Raw genomic sequence first — 20321 nt, forward strand, 5'->3', positions numbered from 1 at the left:
CACTTCCTGCACTTCACCCTGTAGGTGTCCATCTTGATGAAGCCCATTTTCGTGCCGAGATCGAGCGTCCGCCATACCCTCTGTTCCCGGCCGTTGTCGTAGAGTTTCCCTTTTCGCCCGCAACAGCCGCACCTGCTGGCGTTGCCCTTGGTGAGTCTTACCGTGATGGTGACCGTGGTATCGGTTTGTTCCTGCTTGACGACTGAACAGCCGTTGACATTGAAGATGGATTTGTATAATTTTGACATGGGCTTTTTCTTCTGTTTTTTTTGGCGATTAAATTTTAGAAAATAGCCCATTTTTTGTTTAATTTAGGCGAATGTCAACAAAAAAGGGTGGCGAAGCCACCCACACATGTTGATGAAGAGCCACTTTTATTTTAAATTCGTATGTTGAATCTGCATGTAACTGAACTAGTGGTGACTCTATCTTGATGTCCTTTGCTGATGAGTGAAAATAAGTTGGGTGCTGGATATTACTAGCCTTATTTGCGCTAATCGAAAAAGATGCTATGCTGCAATAAGCGTTATCTTTAACGTTATGCATTAAAAAAGCTTGAAAGATTCCTGCGTAAGGTGCTTGGAATTCTATTTGTAATTTTTCACGATTGTGTGTCAATAGAGCTCTGTTTTGTACAGGTTGGTTGGTCTGTAAGTCGAAAAAAATGGGATCTAGGAGAGGTCTATTTTTAAATTCGTCGCGACTGATTTTCTTGGTTAGTTGATGGTTTGATTTCGATGTATTGACATTAAAGGCGCTTGAAATCAAGTAGCAGCGCCAATGCGTCATAAATCATTTTGACTTTTTCAAAATCATTTTTTGCAACGGAATCTATTAAGGATGTAAGATTTGTAACGTACCTTTCTGTTTCGTTCTGCCGTAGAGAATCGTTTTCGTCGTTTTCAATAAAATTAACGATTTGTTTGTGGGGAATACCCGTTCTGTATTTATAGGCATCGCTATCAAAGTCTTGTGGGAAAGGGTATTTTTCAACGGCATTGTTTTTGGAAACATGGACAGTGTCTGTTGATTTTTCGTACTGATGATTTGGGCCATTCTTAGAATTAGGGGATGTTGACGCACACCCAATAACAAAGACTGCTAATAGAAGGATTATAGTTTGGGGTGATGCCCGTGTCATTTTCTTCATGAACCGTCTATCCAACGGCCTTTAGTCGTGAGCTTTCTGTAGCTCGGCTCTATACAGTTCCTCGATGTGCGAGGGGCCTTCGCACCATAGCTTGAGACTTTCATCAAAGAGCATTTTCCCGGTTTTGGAATTCAAAAAATCGGGTAAAACGTCGGCTGCATCAAGATGGTCTTCCTTGGAAATGGACTCGACAACCATAGTCGTCAAAAGTTCCATTGCGGCCTGAATTTGTTCTTTTGTTACAGCCATATACGCTCGCTTTTGATAAATGCAAGTTGCTGTAATGCGACTGTTGTTCTAAAGCAGTACTGGTCCTTTAATCGTTCGGGGAGTAACAGGCGTATGCATATTTCATCTGCCTGTTGAGAGCCGAAATCTCCGAAGGTTCCTGTCATGTAGGTGGTTATTGTGATGTTTGTTGCGTCGTTTGCAATCTTGCCACCAACGATATCGTATTTTTCAAAATCCTGAACAAGGGAATTGAAAAGCCCCTTTTTTCGATGAGCGACAATGCAATGTAGCCAGTCGGCATCGGCTGTTAAAAAGATTTGGGTTCGGAGATTGGCCGGTATGTATTCAAAGGAAGACACAACTCCAAAATTCTGCTGGGTTGGAATTACTCCGGATTCCTGCGCTTTTCTTGTAGAAATCTTTGCAAAGGATTTAGCTTGTTCCTTGTCTGTTGTAAGGTAGAAACCTTGACCGAAATCCTTATACTTGGCGCACTTAGACAAGTCAGGTGAAGATACTTCGCAAAAACTTCCGTGGTACAGAATGGTTCGCTGATTCAAATCAAGCATTTTACACGCCCTTTGACTTGAGGTATTGCCTTATGTCTTCAAGAACCGCCTGGTCGCCTTCAATATGGAACAAGTCCCACATTCGCTTGATATAGTGAAAAACTCCCTGTTCCTTGAACTGGGTTGCTACTGCAGCAATAGACGCTCCCGTTTCTTCGGACATAAGTCGAACGAGCCTTGTCTGCATATAGATAATCTGGGTGTTTTCACTCATGTCTCTCAATATATAAAAATTTGGATATGGTATCTTGCAAAACTCCAACAAGTTGTTGGAGTTTGAGAAATGCAGCAAAGTTTTACTTTGATTCCTTGACAAATATGGAGTCCCCTATTGGAGCTAAAATTTTTACTACCTTGTGAATGATTAAATAGGAGTAAACATGAAATTGAAAACATTTCTCGCCCTCGCATTGGCTTGCTGCACTTTCGCCTTCGCCACCGCAAAGCCGGAACTTGCAAAGACCATCAAGTTTGACGCTCCGCCCAAGGCATTGAAGACTGATGTCATGGACGCCTTGCAGAATCGCAAGTCTGCACAGGGCTTCACCGAGAAGGTTGTTTCCTATAAGGAAATCGGAAATATCCTGTGGGCAGCCAACGGCATTAACCGTCCTGAAACGGGTCACCGCACAGCACCTTCTGCGCTGAACAAGCAGGATGTGGATCTTTATGTTTTCACCACCCAGGCTGCTTACAAGTATGACCCGAAGGCCCATGCTATGAACCTTGTGGTGGAAGGTGACAACCGCGCCCTCTTCACCGAACGTATGAAGACTCCGGTGATTATTCTTCTGGTCAGTGACGTTTCCAAGTTTACTCGCGGTGATGCCGAAAGCCAGAAGATGACCGGCGCCATGGATGCAGGCATCGTTTCTGAAAACATTAGCATCTATTGCGCTGGCGCAAAGATTGACACCCGCGTCCGCGCCTCCATGGACAAGACGGGCCTCCAGAAACTTCTGGGCCTAAACGAAAAGCAGATTCCCATGCTGAACCACGCCGTAGGTTACGAGAAATAGATTCTTTGAAGTTGCCCTTGTCAGCAGTGTGGCTAAAGTCGCCACAGACATTGCTAAGCAAAATGCCTCGCAAAAATGCGGGGTTTTTCCGTTCTTTCATGAAACAACTTGTTTCATAGAAAATTGCAAAAAAGTAAAAATGTTCAAAATAGCTTAAAAATTTGCAAAAATAAACGATTTTTGTTTCTTGGATGTGTTGCAGCAGTTCTCCGTGTAATTTATTTTTTGAATGTGGGGCAAGCCTGTCCCTGTGATTTTTTGGTGGTTAGGAGAACCTTTTATGCGAAATGTTGTTGCATTCATATTTGCTTTGCTTATGCCATTGGGGGCTTGGGCTGAAGCAAGCAACTCATCAAGTATTTTTGACAAGTTGGAATTGGGAACTCGCTTTGGGGCGGGACTCATGTATGTCATCACGGATTCCAAAGAGGATTATTATCCCTCAAACGGTGGACCTTGGGGTTCGTTGTCTTTTGATGTGGCGTACGGCTTGACGGAAAAACTTTACCTGCATTCCGGCGTGGGTTTGGACTATAGGATTTTCTTTGTTTATATAGAAGCTCTTGCGGGAGATGTTCTTGATTACGATGTCGGGGAAGAGCAGGACGCTTATGACAAATGTGAAGGAAGTTTTTACTGTGGTAGAGAACATTGGGAATATAATCAAGCTTTCTTGCTGAATGTTCCCGTGCTTTTGCAGTGGAGGATTCCCCACATTCTATTTTTTGAAGCGGGCATTGTATTTGACTTGTTACTTGGGACAATCGAAAATCAGGATGATGGATGGAGAGGTGAACCTTATCGAAATCGTGATGAGGAGAGCCGCCTTGGGGTGAATGTTGCTATGGGTGTTGGGCATCAATTTAAATCGGGCCTGTTCATTGATTTTCGTGTGCTTTTCCGCGTGAACGATTTAATTGATGCAGACAAGTTTGCGGATAGTTACTTTATCCCAGTACAAGAATTTGATGGTGATGGAAATGTTGTGTTTGATTTTATGGATTATTCCGAACCCTACGGTTCTTATTATAAAATGTTGAAGTTTCAGTTGGGTGTAGGTTACTGGTTCTGATGAAATCCATTGTCGAATATCTTGATTATCGCAGCTATATGCGGGAGTTCTACGAAGAGCGTAAGAGAACTTCCGCTTTTACGTGGCGTGAATTTTCCAAGCTCTCCGGTTTTGCTTCGTCGGGATATTTGAAACTGGTGTGTGACGGTAAAACACGACTTCGCAAATCTGGTGCGGAAAGTGTTGCCAAAGCCATGGGGCTGAACGGTTTCCAGGTGGAATACTTTTGCTGCATGGTGGAATTTTGCGACGCCCAGACAAACGAAGAAAAACAAGCGGCCTATGGCGAAATGTGCCGTTTGGCTGATGCCAATAAGGTCCGTATTTTAGGTAGCGAGGCGTACTCCTATTTTTCCAGCTGGATTAACCCTACGTTGCGTGAACTTGCTCCCATTATGCCGGGGGCAAGGCCCCTTGAAATGGCCCGCATGCTATGCCCCTCTGTGCCTGCTGCCGATGTACGTTATTCTTTGGATCAAATGGTCCAGATGGGACTGCTGAAAAAGATTGAAAGTGCGGGGGAGGTGTCGTACGTTCAGACGGACGTAGGTATCAATCCTGCTGACAATGCGGATCACAAGGCAGCCATCAATGTGGCTGTGCGCTCCATGCAAAAGCAGTTCGCCCGTTTGGCCGCTGATGCCCTGGATGAATTCGACGGGTCGGAACGGAACCTGTCGGGAATAACCATGGGTCTGGACCGCGTCGCCTATGAGCGTGTGGCAAAGGAAATGACAAAGTTCCGCAAGAAAATTGAATCCATCGTGTCGGAAGTCAAGGACTACGATCGGGTTTATCGAATCAATTTACAGATGTTTCCCCTGACTCGGAAATTGGAGGAGAATGATGAGAAGTAATTTGCCTAATAAAATTCTTGGGATTGTGTTTGCGACGGTCCTCATTTTTTGCGGCTGTTCCGGTTTTACCTCAGATCCCCCTATAGCAGGAACTACAGATGACTCGGGCGTAAATCTGCAGAAGGAGTTTGCCATGGCCCGCCAGTATGCTTTGGGTTCCTATGAAATAACGGAACATTCCGAATCTTCTGCGACAGGCGTTATTTCCATCAGCCTTGTCCAGGAATCGGGCTGTGTCAAGCAGGGCGAAACTTACCAGTGGGTCGACGACCTGAACCGTGTAACTCAATTTGCTGGGGGCCTGTTCCGCTATAGCTTTGCAGGCGACACTTTGACTCTTACCGCCTTGAATGAAGAACCAGATTATTATGGCAATGTGACGGTTCTTAAATTCGTTGGCGGCGAGCCAGGAAAGCTTCAGGGAATTTGGCTGCAATTAAGTCGTTCTGCCTATACCGTGTACTGGAATTTTGGCGAAGGTTCCATTGAAATCCGTGTGCTGGAAAAAGAGAACTTCAACTATATGCAGTCCCTCTTTATGTGGATGTTCTATGAAAGTCTTGAAGATTCCAGCATGGATATTTATGCGGATCTCATTTACGATGAACACGCCGTTGATCCTGGTCGCTACGGAGTGGCGATTCTTAAGCAGGATAATCGAAGCGAAACCTTTACTTATAAGGGTGTGACCTATGAACTGAAAATAGATTCTGTTCATTCCTTTGATGATTATTTATCGCTGACTCTTTCTAATGGCGCTGCAAAATGTCACCTGGAATATTTTAGCACCTTGAATGTAACTCCTGCAGTATGCAAGGCGGAAAATGCGGATGGCTTGCATTATTCGGATGCAACTCCTGATGTCATGACTCGTTACTCTTGGGGAAATGAAAAGGAATTTGGGGAATGCGTGAATCAGCTGATCGCCGCTGGTGAATCCGCTACGACAGAAAGTTCCTCCTCAAAGTTTGCGAAGGAATTTAGCGCAGCCCATGATTTTATGCCGGTTTACTATAGTGCAGAACCCTCTGGAACAAATGCTGGAACTCTAGTTTGGGATTTTGGCTTGGAAGGTCGTTGTCTCAAAGAAGGTGAGGGAGTGAAGTGGGTTGATGGTTGGTATAGCAACCGTCAGGACACGGCACAGTACAATTTTAGTGGAGATACGCTCTTTATCCATGATATCCTTGGTTCTACAGATGTATTGATTGGCGGTACTTCTGGACTGCTCGATGGCGTTTGGAAATTGGTGGGTGATTCGTATGTGAATGTTTATGTCAAGTTTGAAAAGGAAAAAATAACCTTCGCCTACGATATGAATCCGGATTACGACTACATGAATTCGGAATTCTTCGCACGCCTCCACAGCCTTCTTGCAAGTGGTTCGGGATCATTGACTTTTGAAGAAGAATTCTATGAACCGGAAGATGAACTGGAAAACGGCGTTACCATTGTAAACCACACAAATACCAGCGAAACTGTTACGATCAATGGAAAGACTTATGAAATTACCTTGAATCATGCCCATATGCTGTGGCAGGATGTTTCTGTGACCGTAAAGTCTGGCGATATGGTTTGCTCCGGGAGAAAGGCTCAAATTGAACAGATTTCTCAAGAACAGTGCAGTGTGGAAAATATGGATTATCTTGACGATTATGGCCTTGTTTCTATGGTGTACATCATAGATGAAGAGAAATCCTTTTCTCAGTGCCTTGAACAAATGGTATCCCGCTAGACGTTGTTATTTTAATCTCGTAAGGCTAGTGAGGTTGTATGAAATTTCGCATAATTAGTTTGATTCTTATTGTTTCCGCTTTCTTATTGAGTGGCTGCGTCACGGAAGGTGATCCTAGAATTTCCAAGATACGGATGGAAGTAAATCCTGCTCCTGAAATGCGTGGTGCAGGTGAACACATGACGTCTGACTATCAAGTCCGTCTTTCTGGTGGCTTGAATGCGGGACCTTCAAAGAAAATGGAGGTGGATGATGTTTACCACAATGGCCGTAGTGTTGATTTTGCATACAGTCTTGAATACGGATTCGTTAATGCTGCTGCAGAATTGGCACTCAAGAAAAACATATTCATGGTCAATACGGGAGTTGGCATCAACAATGGCTTATATACGTTTGCGTCTCTCGGGTTGAATACAAGCCATTTTGAAATCGGGTTTTCTGGCGGTGTGTGGATGAACCATCGCGACTACGACTGTGAAGGGGATATGGAACTTGAAGACGTGCCTTTTTCGCCTAGAGTCTACACCCTATATGCTTCGGCTAGCTACCGCTTAAATGATCATTGGAGAGTAAGACTGGGCTCGGTTGGCGTTCATGGAGAAAACTTTGATAAACGTTATTGGTCTGGTTTTGGTGGCGTCAGTTACTGGCTTTAATTTTTATTTGACATTTTTTGTAGATTATTCGATATAACTAATGAACCGCCGATTTAACCTTACTTGCGGGCGGATAAATAAACAGCTAAACGAGGAGGCCTTATGGCTTTGTCTTTTGATTTTAGTCCGAAGAACGGACCCAATTCTCATTCTCAAATTGTAAAGAAGTTCTGTGACGGTTTCCATGTGGATTCCGCCATTGAATTAGCACGAATTATTCGTGAAAGAATGGCTGCAAAGGGCTATGTTCCCGGCGATCTTCTGGAAATGTACAAGCGCCGCTGCGAAAGCCGGAATGTAAAACTCAAGGAAACGGAATCCAGCCTGCTGGCAAAATTTTGCCATATAGCAGAGAATGGAAATGTCCCCAAACGTATGCGTTCCTTCATTTACGAGACGCTGGATATTGGCGAAAAAGAACTGGCTGAAGCTCTTGCCCAGCATGAACTGCGCAAGAAAATGTCTGCGGCCTTAGGCCGTGATCATGAGGCGGAATGTTTTTTGGAGAACTTGCCGCTGATTCTGAAGCATAAGGATTTTGTGATGAAGTATCGGGAGTTTGCCTCCCTGCAGTTTAGCAACGTGGGCTTTAGCTACTGCTGGTTTGGGGGCAGGTACATCTGCCTCGGTGAACTTCTGAATTACTACAAGTACGGCTTTGGTGTTGCCCATCATGGCTGCCCCCACTGCGGTGGCGACGTTTATAATTACTGGTGCTGTGGGTCAGTGCTTTCGGGCACACATTCCATTAGCGGGACTTGTATTTCCTGCGGTAACAAGGTTCACAACGCCATAGACTATCGCGAGACCTCTGCGGGTCTGGTGCCTGCTCCCCGCGAAATCCTCATGAGGGATAGGCGTTGCTTCGGGGCTCCGCAAACAACCCTACGTTACATCTTGCCGGCAACACATGTGCCTTGCGAATTTTTGGATGAAAATCCTTGGGATATTTTCAGCCTTGTGGCGCTGCTGAAGTCGCTTTAGGTTTCTGTGCTGTTTTCTGCAGTTTTTGCGGCGGCGCGTGCTTCACGTTCTTGAGCTTCCCGCTGGGAATAGACGCAGCCGCAGAAGTTCTGACGGTAAAGATGGTACTGCTCCGAAAGTTCGGTGGAACGCTTGAATCCACCTTTCTTTTTCAGGTCGGTGGGCAGCCGCTTGACGCCGTATTTCTGGCACTGTTCCTGCATAATTTCGTTCAGCAGTTGTGCGTCTTTCATGGGGCTGATGGTAAGAGTTGTGGTAACGAAATCGGCGCATAACTCGGATGCGATGCGGGCGCTTTCTGCCAGGCGCATCTCGAAACATTTACGGCAGCGCTTGCCGCCTTCCGGCTCATTTTCCAGCCCACGAACAAACTCATAAAATTTCTTGGGCTCGTAAGGGCCTTCAATCAGCGTTACCGGATGCTTGGTGGGGAATTCTGCAACGAAGCGCTTGATTTCTGCGACGCGGTGACGGTATTCCTCGTCGGGGGCGATGTTGGGATTGTAATAGAAAACCGTGATGCGGAAATACTGGGACAAGTACTCGATGGAATGGCTGCTGCAGGGAGCGCAGCAGGCGTGCAACAGCAAAGTGGGAACTTCTTTACGCTTTTCCAATCCGCGGAGGATGTACTCCAGATCTCGTTGGAAGTTGTGCTTGGGCGGTTTCGGGCTGGCCTTGCCGACGTTTTCTGCGAAATCAGTCATAGTTCAAGGTTCCGAATGCGGTGGCCCAAAAACAGAATGCGCTGACGACGGCGAAAAATCCCATGACGGTCTTTTCCTTGTGGCTGGCACTGAACAAAACCGTGGCGGCATAGAACGTCAGGTACAAGGCGAAAAAGAACGCGAAAATCTTGGTGATGATGGCGGGCAGCAACTGGTTTGCGGCATCGGGCAACACGGCACCGGCGGTAAGCAGAAACCACAGCGCCACGAACTGCATGATGATGGGAACAACGAATGCCTTGCGTACTTCCTTGGGAACGACGCGGTGGCGTCCGCTCATGGCGTATGCACCTAGGGGGGCCCCCAGAGCCAGGGCGATATTCAACCCGATAGAAGGAGCGAAGGCGACGGCTCCAATAATTGCTGCAATCATCATAACGTAAAATTTAACAATTTGCGCTGGAGTCCCGAATACCCACAAAAAGAAAGAGCCCGCGAGGTAAAGGAGGTAACCTAGCGGGCTCAGGGAGTGTTTGGGTATCCCAAAGATAGATAATCTTGGGTGTGCAGAAAAAAAAAAGTGAAATTTTCTTGTATACTCGAGTATACAGCTTGTATACAGAACGTTACCTTTAGGCGATTCCTGGCTAAAAAAGCCCTTTTAGTTGCAGATAGGCGTGGGCGGGGTGGAAGGGGGCTCTTGCCTTTTTTTTGAAGGTGGCGGCGATGGATATTTGGATTTGGTCTGTTCCCACATCGGACTGGGTGCGGATCTGGATGTTTTTTTGAGGATTGGATTGGGGAAGCACAAGGGAAACGCTAGCTTTATTGAGACTGTTGGTGCCGTAGGAGAGGCCCGTCTCTAGTCGGGGAGTGTTCAGCCCTTCGTTTCGGGTATAGGTCGTCTTGACGCTGCCTTGCAGGGAGAGTCCGTTTTTTGTTTGGGAATCGCTGTGGGAAAGCAGCGAAACCCCTTGCAATTTCAGGTCGTCCTTGCGGCAGTTTTCGGCGGCGTCTAGGCAGGTGGCGCTTGCGGTTCCGCGGAGTTGTTGGGGGCCGTAGTCCAGCTGTACTTTTATGCGGGCGGTGGTTTGCTGCAGGGCGCTGTCGTTTGGCAGTGGGGTGGTGACGCGGATGTTTGTGGAGATTCGGTTGCGCCATGGGCTTGCGTCGGTGTAGGCGATATTCTGGGAATACCAGAACATGCTGTTTAGAATGCTGGAACTGAGGTGGGACTGATCCGGGACGCTGTCTCCGTGAATGTAGGCTGAAATTTTCCAGCTGATGATTTCTGCATTTTTGTTTTTGGCGGAACTTCGGCTTGTTGAAATTTTTTCGTTCCGCTGTAACTGCATCTTGATCAGGGGGAGGGATTGGCCGTGTTGCCACCAGCCTGCGACGGTGCCCCAGGAGGTTCTTGCCTGGATTCCGCAGGAGTTGCTTTCGGGATGGGTCCAGCAGAAAATATCGGCCTGTTTCCGGTAGCCTAGGCGGGCTTCCAGGTTTAGGGCCGTGTCTAACGTTCCGCCCAGCGTAAGGTTTCCTAGAGGGTATGTAAACGTTGTGCCCCATAAGGTGTCCAGCGGAATATAGCTGTGGATTTCCCGCGTTGAAATTTGCCCGAAGTGGGCCTCGCTGCCTTCGTTTCGGTAGCTCAGAAGTTCCTGCGTTCCCAGGCGCAGGCGGTAGCGGTAAAAATCCACTTGAAGCGAAAGTCGGGAACTTTCCAGATGCCCCAGAGAATCGGTTCTGCCTTTCCAGAGGATGTAACCGTGGGGCGTTAGGGGCGGGCGCTGGGATTTTGCGGAGTTCTGAGAAACGGTGGGTTCTTGTTGGGGCTGGCAGTCTTCCAGTGAATAGGTTTCGGCCAGCAGGCAGGCTTCTTCCTGATTGCCTTCTTCCAGCAGGTTCAGCATTTCGGTTGCTTCCTCTGCGGAAATTAGCCCGTCGTCCCACCACTTGAAAACCGCGGCCTCATCAAGGGCGAGGGCGAAGCCCGAGAATAAACAGAATGCGGTTGTTATTTTGCGAATATATACCAAGAAAAAATTGTTCATACCTATATACACGCACGAATTGCCGAAACATCACTTTTGGGGGTTCTTTTTTCTTTTGGGGATTTCTAATTTTGGGTTCATGGCAAATTCTAACTGGTCTAAAAAGCCCGCAAAGGGTTCCTGGGGTAAAGCTCCTTCTCGTATGCCTGCTCGTGGCGCAGATGCCTTGGGCAGTGCCTTTGTGCCTCACATGAAAGCTCCCCGCACCGAGTTTCCGCTGTTTAACGGAAAGCGTGTTACGCCGTCTCTGGCTGGCCTCGACAAGCTTTTGCATTATTATGGTGTGGAACTGCAGGAAGAAACCTTGAAGCAGATTTGGGAATATCATCAGCTTCTCCGAGCCAACAACGAAGACCAGGACTTGACTCGCCTTAATGCTTTTGAAACCATGGTTGAACGTCATTATGCCGACTGCACTTTGATCAACGCCTTTGTTGAAAAGTGGCCTGCCCGTATGATTGACGTGGGTAGTGGAGCCGGCTTCCCGGGTATTCCCCTGAAGATCGTGAATCCCAATATCAACTTGACTCTTTGCGAACCGCGCCCGAACCGCATCAACTTCTTGAACATGGTCATCGAGAAGATGGGGCTGAAGAATATCGATGTGTTCGGTCACAAGGTGACTAGCCGCAGCATGACTATTCCTGTGGATGGTGTTATCAGCCGCGCCTTTGAACTGATGGAAAAGACTTTCCCCCGTCTACAGAACTCCCTGAAGGTGGGTGGGCGCGTGTTCTTTATGAAGGGACCTGCTGCCGCTGACGAACTGAAGACCTTGCATCCCGAAGACTATGGATACAAGTTGCTGGAAAAGCACTTCTATACAATCCCCAACAGCACGCAGGAACGAGCCCTCGTAATATTCGAAAGGGTACGATGATGCATGGGGGGCTACTGCCCCCCTGGACCCTCCCCCCCGCTGAAATGTGCTGTGCTCACTTCTAGCCCCAGGCGCTACGCTTCTGGGGTTTGTTTCGCAGCAGGGACCGCTGGTTTATTCGGGTTTATTTCGGGGAAATGAAAAAGGGGGCGGTTGCCCCCTTGCGTCTTTTAGAACTTGAATACCATGCCGAATCGCATCTGGCCGTCGCGGACGCCGTCGCTTTCGCCTACGTCCTTGATGGTTGCGAAGTCGAATTGCAGCATGTCGGAGAGCATGAAGCCGAAGCCCATGTCCACTTCGTCGCGCTTACCGGTCTGGTCGTGGAGGTAACCCAGTCGCAAAGCGATGGTGTTGGCGTAAATAAATTCGGTACCTACGTTGAAGACGCCCTGCATCAAGGAGTTCTTGGCTCCTTCCAGGCCGCTGCCACCGCGTTCAGGATTGATCAGGGATTTCCAGCAGGATACGTAGAACGGTTCGGGATTTCCCTTGCTGTCGTCATAAACCACTTCGCGGTTGTAGTCGGCGACCACGACCCACTTATAGTCGGCCAGGGAGAGGATTTCATAGGAGAGGCCCAGGCGCCAGGTCAGCGGGATGGGGTCTTCGATGGTCTTGTCGACGTAATAGACGCTGGGGCCGATGTTGGCCAGGACCAATGCAAAATTCAAACCGTCTACAATCAGGTTCTTCTTGAGGACGCCCACGTCGAATGCGTAACCGAAGGTAGTTGCTTCTTCGGATCCGGATCCTGCGCCGGAACTGAGGTCAGAATAGAAGAACTTGATGCTGAGGCCTAGGCCCCAGTCGCCGGGGAAGCGGGTACCGTAGCTGAAGCCGCCAACGATTTCAGAACTGTTGTAGGCCACCAGGTCGTCAGCGTCCACATCGCCAGACGCAACTGTAGAACCGAAGCTAACGAAGTTTACGAAGAAGCCCATGGTACCCCAGTCGTTCAGGGGGATGGTCATGCCGCCGTAAAGGTGGTAGAGGTCGGGAATGTTGAGAATCGGCAAAAGCTTTTCGTAGAAGGCTGTGAGCTGGTAGTCGGCGTCCTTGAATTGTTCCATACCGTTTGCGGTACTGAACCAGACGTCATTACCCTGGGGAAGAATTGCCCAGACCTTGTTTACAGAAAGACCGTTTCCGGAGTGGTAGTGGACCCATTCGTCATCGCGCTTGCCTTCGGCCTCGTCGGCTTCGGTGCGTTCAAGTTCTGCCTTGCGGCCGCTGGCGGTAGCGTAATCCGGCAGGTGGCGCCAGACGCCCTTGTCGGTGGCAATCCAGATGCCGCCCTTCTGGTCGACGGAGATGTCGTTGACGGTATTGTCGGCGAACTGAATCTGTTCCCACTTGCGGAGGTTGAAATGGGAGAGGCCTCCCTTATGGGCTGCCCACACGTGGCCCGAACTGTCGACGGCCAGGGCGGTGGGACTCTTGTCCATGACTCCATCTTCTTCGTTGAACAGGCTCCAGCGGTCCTTGTCGTTGACGCTCTTCTTGGGAATGAGGCGGGCAACGCCTGCGCCTTCTGCGGCAACATAAAGTTCCTTGCGGAGTTCAGACCATACGAGGGCGGTAATCTTCTGGCTGGGCAGGACCTTGCCCTTCTGCTCGAATTGACCGTTACGGTATACGAAGAGACCGTCGTCGGTACCGATCCAGATAGAGGCTCCCTGGCTTACCAAGGCAGTAACGCGGTGGTTTCCCAGTTCGCTGTCGTAGCTCTTCCAGGCCTTGCCGTCAAAACGGTAAAGGGACTTGGGTGTACCTACCCACAGCTTTTCGGTACGGCTTTCGTAAAGGACTGCGGTAATGGTGTCCTTAACAATCAGGTTCCAGGGCATCTTGACTTCTACGATGTGCTTTTCATCGTCGGCAGTCTTGATCTCGTTGAATTCCTTGACCTTTCTGACATTTTCTTCCAGGCCGCGTTCGGAACCGGCGTACACCTTGACGGCGTCGCGGACCTTGGCATTGCCCTGCAGGGTAATGGAATGATAGTCGACCCACTGTTCGCCGTCAAACTTCAGGATACCGTTGGCAGTACCTGCCCACAGTTCGCTCTTGCTGAAGAAGCCGTTCTTGGAGCGGGAAGCCATGCTTGTAAAATAGGGGGCATTCTTGGAATCGGCCGGGTAGCTCATGCGCCATTCGTCGGCCAGGGGGCCGAATGCCAGACCTGCGGGGTTGTAATACATGGCGGCGGCGTCATCTGCCAGGGCCGCACCTGCTTCGCCCATACCCAGCTGGCGGGCGCCAACGGGCATTTCCAAGGTGATAATTGCAGAACCTGCGGCAAGAGCCAGCGCCGGTGCTAAAAGAATTGCAGAAAGTAGGGATTTACGCAAGTTGCCTCCAATCCGGGATGTCGTAGTTGCTTCCGTGTGACGGGACAACTGCCTTCCAACCGGACTTGCTGGGGTTTTCCCAGGGCTGCTTCGGCAGGAGTCTGCAGTCGCAGCCCAAAACGTAGGGCGGCAGGATTTCCGCATGGTTGCGGATCTGCTCGCGGGTAATAAAATTCTCTTCGTTCACGAACTTGCAATATTGTTTGCCCTTGGGGCCAAGCTCGATGCGGTAGGTGGCGGTGCCATTCTTGTCGCCTTCGTCCACGGTGCGGATGGTTTCTTCCATGGTGGCGTTCCACTGGGCGATCAGGGCCTCGCGCTGTTCGGGACTCATGTTCTGTGTCTCGAGCCAGGAGCGGAGGGAGGCTTCAGAGGGCTTGACTGCAGTGAGGGACTCCCTAGCGGGGCGGACCACCACGGCGTATTGGCCGGAAACGTCAATTACAGGCTTGACCTCGTCCTTTTCGTCGGAACTGTGGATAACCACATAGGCTCCGATGGCGGCCAGGATGATAGAAAGCACGATAATTGCGATTACAATAATGATTGACAGCATATTTAATTCCGTTTTGGACTTTTTGCCTTACTCTCAAAAACTAGCATTTTCTATTTTGTGGAATAGGAGATTATATGTCGAAATTGAAGATTTTTACAGCTGTTCTTGTTTTGGCCGTTTGTAATGCCCTTGCTATCCCTTTCAAGGTGGAAACCGTCAAGGAAGGTGCTGGCGATACAATCCGTGCAGGTCAGCTGATCAAGGTTCACTATAAGGGTTATCTTTATTTGGACAGTGCTAAGATTCTGGCCGAGAAGAATAGGGTTTTGGATTCCCTGCGCTTGGCCGATTCCCTTCGCCTGGCCAATGACCTGGGTTCTGCCCAGGTGGCTGGTGTGACACAAGTTGACACGACCAAACTTTTGAAAGGTTCTGCCGAGGCCGCAACCGAGACCGCTTCCGAAGCGGAATCTACCGAGTCCGAAGGTCAGCAGCCTTTTGCCAACTCCTACGAACAGGGCGAACCGCTGGAATTTACCCTTGGCATGGGCATGGTCATTCAGGGCTGGGAAAAGGGCCTTGTGGGCATGAAGGTTGGCGAAATCCGCAAGATGTATGTCCCTTATCAGATGGCCTACGGCGAAAATTCCCTGGAAGGCATTCCCGCCTATTCCGACCTGTATTTCGAGGTGGAACTGGTGGGTGCCGAAAAGCCCATGGAACCGGATGTGTTCCCCAAGAATGTAGAAGGTCTCAAGTGGCGTGAAGCAGGCAAGGGCTTGAAGATTTATGACGAAAAGGTGGGCTCCGGTAAGCCTACCGCAATCGGTTCCGTCCTGAAGACCCATTATACTGGCTGGCTCCTTTCTGGTCGTAAGTTCGGCAGTTCCAAGGATCTCGGCAAGCCCCTGCAGGTTGTACTTGGCGCAGGCAAGATGATCAAGGGTTGGGAAATTGGTCTGGATGGTATGCGTGAAGGTGGCGTCCGCTGGTTCAGGGTTTCCCCGAACATGGGCTATGGCGCAACAGCTTACTCCATGATTCCTTCCAACTCCACGCTGATCTTTAAGGTGGAACTGGTCTCTTCTGAAATTGATGAATCCTTGGCTGAATCCATGGACTTCTTCCCGGATACCACGACGCTCACTTTCGAAAATGGTCCCGAAGGCCTGCGTTATGCGGTAATCAAGCAGGGCGAAGAAGGGGCTGAACCTGCCCAGAAGGGTCAGAATGCCCACGTCCATTATACCGGCTGGCTTACCAACGGTTACAAGTTCGATAGCTCCCGTGATCGTGGCCAGGTGTTTAGCTTCCCCTTGGGTGGCGGTCGCGTGATTCGCGGTTGGGAACTGGGCGTGCAGGGCATGCTTCCCGGCGAAAGGCGCATCTTGATCGTGCCTCCTGGACTGGGCTATGGCAGCCGCGGAGCAGGTCCCATTCCTGGCGGTTCTACGCTGATCTTTGCCGTGGAATATCTGGGACAGGATTAATACCCTACAAATCCTATAGTTTTCAAGGGAAATGCTCTGTGGGGCGTTTCCTTTTTTTATTATTTGGGATGAGGTTATTTATGAGGATTTCTACAAAAGGTCGCTACGCTCTTCGAGTCATGATTGACTTGGCCAGGAATGGCCGCGAAAATTATGTGAAACTGCAGGAACTTTCTTCCCGACAGCAAATTTCCGAGAAGTACCTGGAAGGAATTTTGGGAACCTTGGTCCGTGGAAAACTTCTGGAAGGCGCCCGCGGAAAGGGTGGCGGGTATAAGCTGAAATGTAATCCTGCGGAATGTAGCGTCTGGGATATCCTTTCCAAGACCGAAACCTCGGTGGCCCCTGTGGCCTGCCTGGATGACGAGATAAATTCTTGCGACCGTGCGGATTTCTGCGTGACGCTTCCTGTGTGGAAGGAACTGGATTCCATGATCCGCGGCTATCTTGAAAGTGTAAAGCTGGACCAGTTTGTCAGGGGCGTCGAAGGAACCGATGGAAAGGTTCCCGATGACAAGGTCTGGAGTTGTGGGCTGTAACCAAAAAGCAAAGCCGCAAACAAATAAGACTAATAAATAAGCCTGCTCTTTTGAGGAGCAGGCTGTTCTATTTTAATCAAGATGCCTTGTTAGAAAAAGTATTCGGGGACTGTCTCTGTACGGTCTATTTCATTGCAGATTTCTCGCATTTCGGCGATCAGTTCCTCTCGGGAACTGAACTCGTTACGGGGATAGCTGCCTTGTGCGACAATGAGGTTACCATTGCAGTTTGATTCGTATTCAATTGCGTTGGGGTCTGCGCTCAGTTCGGTACAGGTTGTGCCGATGTGTTCCTGTGATACGGAATAGTCATAGTTTATAAGTATGGTTATGATTGCGGTATCACCGGCAAATTCCATATACTGGGAGGAGAATCCCATGGGGCCATATATGTCGATGCCGAAGGAGGAATCGGCCATCGAGGCTACGTTGCAACTGGGCTTGTTGTTTTGTGAAGAAGGGAATAGGGGACCTTTGTCGTTGTCGGCTGGATTCGTCGAGGAATTGCCGGAACTGTTTTGTTCGCTGCTCCCGGACTCATTTTTATCTTCGTTTTTGTCGCCGTCTTCTTCGTCATCTTCTGGGGTGGAGGCCTCGCTATACTCCTTGTAGAAAGATTCGCATTCCCCCTTGGCGTCAAGAATCAAATCTTCTAAGGAGTTTCTACCGGCGTCTTCTACAGCTTTAATTGTGATGTTACGTCCTGAACAGATGACTGTAGATTCACCGGGGTTTTCGTTGGCTTCCTGCTGGTTTTCGTTGCATATGTTGGCGATTTCCTCCATGGGAACCCAGCTGGAATATTCGGTGACGTATTCTATGTTTGCCTTGTCTCCGTTCAATGTGGTCGTGATGTTCGCTGTAAAGGCGTTCGATACGAAGAACGTCATGACCATGGAATTTTCGGAGGTCTGTTTGACGGAGCAGCCAATTTTTTCACCGGAACCGTTAGAACTTGAACTGCTATCTGATGAACAACCTGTGATGACCAACAGAGCCATGGCTGAAATGGGAAAAATTTTTTTTAGCATGTTGCTACCTCAAATTTTGTTTGGTGGAGCTATAGAGCATGGCGGATGCGGCATACCCTAATCGGTCAAATTCCTTGCAGTCGTTCAGGTATGAATTGACAATTTCGTCTTTGGTGGTGGTTGATACTGTTGCACTGTAGTAAATACGTACAAAGTCTTCGCCGCAGGTGACGTCGTAATCGTCTGTACTGCCGATTTCCATATTTTCTTCGCAAACGGAACTGATTGTGTCGGCTGGTGTGGCCGGATCGAATTGTATGGTTTGGATTAACTGAATTGTTTCATCGTCATACTTTATGGTAGTCGTGTTTTTTTGTATGCCAATGATGTTTGCTTCCATCTTGAAATCGGTATCGGTGTTTCTTGTGATGAAGCAGGAACTTTTGTTGGTGGGGAATTCTACAGGCTCGTTTGGTTCGATAACGGGATTATCCTTGTAGAACGTTTCGCAGCTTTTTTCAAGATTGGTCCGGATCAAGTTTACGGATGACGTTACTTCGTATTTGTACTCGTATGAAAGGTGTCGGCCGGAGCAGGTGAATGTGTCGTAATCTCCGGATTCCACAAACTCGTCGCAGTAATCCTGGAACTGGCTGTTGGTGGCGAGCGGTGTAATGTAAATGTCCTGCGTTATGAGTACTGCAGAGGGAGTGACGTCGTAAACGATGGAACTGTACACTGATCCCTGATAGACTTCGGTTATAGAAATTTTGGAATCACCGATTGTTTCGATTTTACATGAGTTTTGGGATAAGTCCGGTATGTAGTCGTTGCTGGAATCGTAAGTCGGCTGGCTAGCGGAGTTATCGGTCGTACAAGCCACAAGGCTTGCTGTAGCGAGGGAGATGCGGATAAAATGGGTGTAGAACATGAGTCGTTATAATTTGTCGTCGGGGATGATTCCGGTTTCCTGGATGTCGTTGCACATCGCAACAAGTTCGCTTTTTATAACGTAGATCGGATTCATTGGGTATTCCATCTTGAAACTTCCGGAAACGGTATTTCCTTCGCAGGTGACGATGGATCCGACTTCGTCATTAAGGGCGTCTTCCTTGGCTTCAGCACATTCCTGATCGATGAAACTCTGGGGCAGGTTTTCATTGAATACCGTGGTGGTGCTTTCTTCCAGGATGCCATCGATGTATGCCACGGAAATGGACATAGTGGCGGTGTCTGCGTCGGAGATAGTCATTTCAAATTCGGTGTCGGAATTCTTGCTGATTTTGCAAGTGGCCTTGCCTTTGCTGTTGTCGGAACCGTCGCCCTCAGGAAGCGGAGTATCGCCGGTGTCTTCTGTATTGAAGGATCCCTTTTGCTGAATCCGGTTGCATTCGGCGATTGCATCATCCTTTGATTGCTTGAAGTTGGAGTAGGGATCGGTTTCGATGTAGGAAAAGGTAATGATATTGTCTTCGCAGGAGACCTTGGCGTTGGAATCATAGATTTCTATAACTCTGTAGTCTTCGCAGAAATTGTCTATTTCGCTTTGGGAAACTTTTGATCCAAAGGTGAAAATATTCGTTGAGTAAATGGAATCGTTTGAGAAGCGGTCGGTCGTCTCGATGGTTACGGAATCGCGGGCCACAGCTTTGACATGAAATTCGTTTTCCACATCGTTTAAGACCATGCAGCCGACGGGACTATTGCTGACAATGGGATTGCCGTCATTATCGCTGGGTGTGGAAGGATCGGTGATGCCAGGATTGTTGTTTTCGTGGGTGGGGAAATCGTCGCCGTCGTTGTCATCTTCATCGAAGTCAAAGACCTTGTCTTTGTACATGTTTTCGAAGTTGGCGCATTCTTTTTTGCTGCTTTCGAGGAGCCTGTCTATGGTGATGCCTTCAGCGTCTTCTTCGCTTGTAATTTTAAGGGTTCTGTCTTTGCAGGTGACCGTGGCGTTGTCGTGTTCTTCCTCGGCTTCCCGCTTGTTTTCTTCACATTCTTTTTGGAAGACGGATTCGGGGACGCTTGAACTGTAGATGCTGTAAATTTCCTGGATGGCTTTGTCGCCGTCGATGGTTGTGGTGATGGTGCCTGAAGAAATTCCTGGAATGTTTAGGACCATTTCCACGGTGTTGCTAGAGGTCTTCTTGGCGGTACAGGAGACTACGGTATTGCCGGATGGGTTTTCGGGAGCGGTGCTGTTATCGTCGGAGCAGCCGCTCATGGCGAAAAAGGCGAATCCTACTGCGGAAAGCGCAGAAATTTTCTTGAACATGGTGTTGGCCTCCTAAAATACAGGTTGAAATATAAGTTTTGTGCTGAAAAAATGTTATTTGAGCCCCCGTTATCTGTTGTTATTATAAAAATTGCAGCTTTGTTATAGGAATTTTCTATAGAAAAGCGGATTTTATGAAAAAAGTTGGTAATTTTCCTACTAAAACTATTGGAATTGTAGGAAAAAGGTTTTACATTATAGCCGTTGGTTTGAAAGACCTACAAAAATGGTAGGAAACAGGTCGAAAAATTTTGTACGGAGAAATAAAAATGGATTTTAAAACTTACCTGAGAAATGACCGGTGATGTCGAGCCG

General features: G+C 48.5%; 22 protein-coding genes. 9 read left to right on the forward strand and 13 right to left on the reverse strand.

The window, feature by feature from the left end; translation table 11 throughout:
* The 5 genes from MMG03_RS13840 to MMG03_RS13860 form a co-directional block, all read right to left on the reverse strand.
* On the reverse strand, window positions 1-248 hold a 248-nt coding region (locus MMG03_RS13840; RefSeq protein ID WP_249505554.1), incomplete at its 3' end, for a transposase family protein.
* A gap of 500 nt (window positions 249-748) precedes the next feature.
* Window positions 749-1150, reverse strand: coding sequence for a hypothetical protein (locus MMG03_RS13845; RefSeq protein ID WP_073158990.1), 402 nt, complete (start codon window positions 1148-1150; stop codon window positions 749-751).
* Between the two features lie 21 nt (window positions 1151-1171).
* Window positions 1172-1399, reverse strand: a complete 228-nt coding sequence (locus MMG03_RS13850; RefSeq protein WP_073158988.1) for a hypothetical protein — start codon at window positions 1397-1399, stop codon at window positions 1172-1174.
* Window positions 1390-1950: a DUF3990 domain-containing protein gene (locus MMG03_RS13855; protein ID WP_249506544.1), complete on the reverse strand. Its 561-nt coding sequence runs from the start codon at window positions 1948-1950 to the stop codon at window positions 1390-1392. Before MMG03_RS13855 ends, MMG03_RS13850 begins: the two co-directional genes overlap by 10 nt.
* Window position 1951: 1 nt before the next feature.
* Window positions 1952-2164 (reverse strand): DUF3791 domain-containing protein, encoded by a 213-nt coding sequence (locus MMG03_RS13860; protein WP_088665759.1) that lies wholly within the window; start codon window positions 2162-2164, stop codon window positions 1952-1954.
* Window positions 2165-2330: 166 nt separating this feature from the next.
* Between MMG03_RS13860 and MMG03_RS13865 the strand changes: the two genes are divergently transcribed.
* The 6 genes from MMG03_RS13865 (at window position 2331) to MMG03_RS13890 (ending at window position 8273) form a co-directional block, all read left to right on the forward strand.
* The gene (locus tag MMG03_RS13865; RefSeq protein WP_088665760.1) at window positions 2331-2969 is read left to right on the forward strand and encodes a nitroreductase family protein; all 639 of its coding nucleotides are present in this window, start codon (window positions 2331-2333) and stop codon (window positions 2967-2969) included.
* Between the two features lie 280 nt (window positions 2970-3249).
* On the forward strand, window positions 3250-4041 hold the full coding sequence (locus tag MMG03_RS13870; RefSeq protein ID WP_249506545.1) for a PorT family protein: 792 nt from the start codon (window positions 3250-3252) through the stop codon (window positions 4039-4041).
* A complete protein-coding gene (locus MMG03_RS13875) occupies window positions 4041-4898 on the forward strand; it encodes a TIGR02147 family protein (RefSeq protein WP_249506546.1) in 858 nt (285 codons plus the stop codon). Before MMG03_RS13870 ends, MMG03_RS13875 begins: the two co-directional genes overlap by 1 nt.
* Window positions 4885-6633, forward strand: a complete 1749-nt coding sequence (locus MMG03_RS13880) for a hypothetical protein (RefSeq protein ID WP_249506547.1) — start codon at window positions 4885-4887, stop codon at window positions 6631-6633. Before MMG03_RS13875 ends, MMG03_RS13880 begins: the two co-directional genes overlap by 14 nt.
* A gap of 38 nt (window positions 6634-6671) precedes the next feature.
* Window positions 6672-7289, forward strand: coding sequence for a hypothetical protein (locus MMG03_RS13885; protein WP_249506548.1), 618 nt, complete (start codon window positions 6672-6674; stop codon window positions 7287-7289).
* Window positions 7290-7391: 102 nt separating this feature from the next.
* Entirely contained in the window at window positions 7392-8273 is an 882-nt protein-coding gene (locus tag MMG03_RS13890) for a hypothetical protein (RefSeq protein ID WP_249506549.1), read from the forward strand.
* Here MMG03_RS13890 and MMG03_RS13895 read toward each other — a convergent pair.
* From MMG03_RS13895 to MMG03_RS13905, 3 genes are all read right to left on the reverse strand, one after another.
* Window positions 8270-8980, reverse strand: coding sequence for an epoxyqueuosine reductase QueH (locus tag MMG03_RS13895; protein ID WP_249506550.1), 711 nt, complete (start codon window positions 8978-8980; stop codon window positions 8270-8272). The two genes, MMG03_RS13890 and MMG03_RS13895, sit on opposite strands and share 4 nt — an antisense overlap.
* A complete protein-coding gene (locus MMG03_RS13900; protein ID WP_083539721.1) occupies window positions 8973-9377 on the reverse strand; it encodes a hypothetical protein in 405 nt (134 codons plus the stop codon). Before MMG03_RS13900 ends, MMG03_RS13895 begins: the two co-directional genes overlap by 8 nt.
* Before the next feature lie 211 nt (window positions 9378-9588).
* A complete protein-coding gene (locus MMG03_RS13905) occupies window positions 9589-10998 on the reverse strand; it encodes a hypothetical protein (RefSeq protein WP_073158966.1) in 1410 nt (469 codons plus the stop codon).
* A gap of 79 nt (window positions 10999-11077) precedes the next feature.
* Between MMG03_RS13905 and rsmG the strand changes: the two genes are divergently transcribed.
* On the forward strand, window positions 11078-11878 hold the full coding sequence (gene rsmG, locus MMG03_RS13910; RefSeq protein WP_083538182.1) for a 16S rRNA (guanine(527)-N(7))-methyltransferase RsmG: 801 nt from the start codon (window positions 11078-11080) through the stop codon (window positions 11876-11878).
* 170 nt (window positions 11879-12048) lie between these two features.
* Here the strand turns inward: rsmG and MMG03_RS13915 are convergent, their stop codons facing one another.
* Both MMG03_RS13915 and MMG03_RS13920 read right to left on the reverse strand, forming a co-directional pair.
* Window positions 12049-14232: a PorV/PorQ family protein gene (locus MMG03_RS13915; RefSeq protein WP_112131973.1), complete on the reverse strand. Its 2184-nt coding sequence runs from the start codon at window positions 14230-14232 to the stop codon at window positions 12049-12051.
* Window positions 14225-14788, reverse strand: coding sequence for a hypothetical protein (locus MMG03_RS13920; RefSeq protein ID WP_073158962.1), 564 nt, complete (start codon window positions 14786-14788; stop codon window positions 14225-14227). The genes MMG03_RS13915 and MMG03_RS13920 overlap by 8 nt, the downstream gene beginning before the upstream one ends.
* Window positions 14789-14862: 74 nt before the next feature.
* Here MMG03_RS13920 and MMG03_RS13925 point away from each other — a divergent pair, with 74 nt between their 5' ends.
* Together MMG03_RS13925 and MMG03_RS13930 are read left to right on the forward strand one after the other, a co-directional pair.
* Window positions 14863-16218, forward strand: a complete 1356-nt coding sequence (locus MMG03_RS13925) for an FKBP-type peptidyl-prolyl cis-trans isomerase (RefSeq protein WP_083541999.1) — start codon at window positions 14863-14865, stop codon at window positions 16216-16218.
* An 80-nt stretch (window positions 16219-16298) separates the two neighbouring features.
* Window positions 16299-16757 (forward strand): Rrf2 family transcriptional regulator, encoded by a 459-nt coding sequence (locus tag MMG03_RS13930; RefSeq protein ID WP_073158960.1) that lies wholly within the window; start codon window positions 16299-16301, stop codon window positions 16755-16757.
* 89 nt (window positions 16758-16846) lie between these two features.
* Here MMG03_RS13930 and MMG03_RS13935 read toward each other — a convergent pair whose 3' ends face one another.
* The 3 genes from MMG03_RS13935 to MMG03_RS13945 are packed head-to-tail and all read right to left on the reverse strand — an operon-like array spanning window position 16847 to window position 20006.
* Entirely contained in the window at window positions 16847-17758 is a 912-nt protein-coding gene (locus tag MMG03_RS13935; protein ID WP_249506551.1) for a hypothetical protein, read from the reverse strand.
* A 34-nt stretch (window positions 17759-17792) separates the two neighbouring features.
* A complete protein-coding gene (locus MMG03_RS13940; protein ID WP_249506552.1) occupies window positions 17793-18659 on the reverse strand; it encodes a hypothetical protein in 867 nt (288 codons plus the stop codon).
* Between the two features lie 6 nt (window positions 18660-18665).
* Complete coding sequence (locus MMG03_RS13945) at window positions 18666-20006, reverse strand: hypothetical protein (protein WP_249506553.1); 1341 nt, start codon at window positions 20004-20006, stop codon at window positions 18666-18668.
* Window positions 20007-20321: the final 315 nt, after the last annotated feature.

The organism is Fibrobacter sp. HC4, from assembly GCF_023373925.1.
Classification (GTDB): Bacteria; Fibrobacterota; Fibrobacteria; order Fibrobacterales; family Fibrobacteraceae; genus Fibrobacter.

Coding starts and splice junctions, on each gene's coding strand:
- MMG03_RS13845 (WP_073158990.1), bottom strand. CDS start 1,150: ATGAAGAAAATGACACGGGCATCACCCCAAACTATAATCCTTCTATTA.
- MMG03_RS13900 (WP_083539721.1), bottom strand. CDS start 9,377: ATGATGATTGCAGCAATTATTGGAGCCGTCGCCTTCGCTCCTTCTATC.
- MMG03_RS13855 (WP_249506544.1), bottom strand. CDS start 1,950: ATGCTTGATTTGAATCAGCGAACCATTCTGTACCACGGAAGTTTTTGC.
- MMG03_RS13865 (WP_088665760.1), top strand. CDS start 2,331: ATGAAATTGAAAACATTTCTCGCCCTCGCATTGGCTTGCTGCACTTTC.
- MMG03_RS13935 (WP_249506551.1), bottom strand. CDS start 17,758: ATGGCTCTGTTGGTCATCACAGGTTGTTCATCAGATAGCAGTTCAAGT.
- rsmG (WP_083538182.1), top strand. CDS start 11,078: ATGGCAAATTCTAACTGGTCTAAAAAGCCCGCAAAGGGTTCCTGGGGT.
- MMG03_RS13895 (WP_249506550.1), bottom strand. CDS start 8,980: ATGACTGATTTCGCAGAAAACGTCGGCAAGGCCAGCCCGAAACCGCCC.
- MMG03_RS13850 (WP_073158988.1), bottom strand. CDS start 1,399: ATGGCTGTAACAAAAGAACAAATTCAGGCCGCAATGGAACTTTTGACG.
- MMG03_RS13870 (WP_249506545.1), top strand. CDS start 3,250: ATGCGAAATGTTGTTGCATTCATATTTGCTTTGCTTATGCCATTGGGG.
- MMG03_RS13885 (WP_249506548.1), top strand. CDS start 6,672: ATGAAATTTCGCATAATTAGTTTGATTCTTATTGTTTCCGCTTTCTTA.
- MMG03_RS13920 (WP_073158962.1), bottom strand. CDS start 14,788: ATGCTGTCAATCATTATTGTAATCGCAATTATCGTGCTTTCTATCATC.
- MMG03_RS13890 (WP_249506549.1), top strand. CDS start 7,392: ATGGCTTTGTCTTTTGATTTTAGTCCGAAGAACGGACCCAATTCTCAT.
- MMG03_RS13880 (WP_249506547.1), top strand. CDS start 4,885: ATGATGAGAAGTAATTTGCCTAATAAAATTCTTGGGATTGTGTTTGCG.
- MMG03_RS13930 (WP_073158960.1), top strand. CDS start 16,299: ATGAGGATTTCTACAAAAGGTCGCTACGCTCTTCGAGTCATGATTGAC.
- MMG03_RS13945 (WP_249506553.1), bottom strand. CDS start 20,006: ATGTTCAAGAAAATTTCTGCGCTTTCCGCAGTAGGATTCGCCTTTTTC.
- MMG03_RS13875 (WP_249506546.1), top strand. CDS start 4,041: ATGAAATCCATTGTCGAATATCTTGATTATCGCAGCTATATGCGGGAG.
- MMG03_RS13925 (WP_083541999.1), top strand. CDS start 14,863: ATGTCGAAATTGAAGATTTTTACAGCTGTTCTTGTTTTGGCCGTTTGT.
- MMG03_RS13905 (WP_073158966.1), bottom strand. CDS start 10,998: ATGAACAATTTTTTCTTGGTATATATTCGCAAAATAACAACCGCATTC.
- MMG03_RS13940 (WP_249506552.1), bottom strand. CDS start 18,659: ATGTTCTACACCCATTTTATCCGCATCTCCCTCGCTACAGCAAGCCTT.
- MMG03_RS13860 (WP_088665759.1), bottom strand. CDS start 2,164: ATGAGTGAAAACACCCAGATTATCTATATGCAGACAAGGCTCGTTCGA.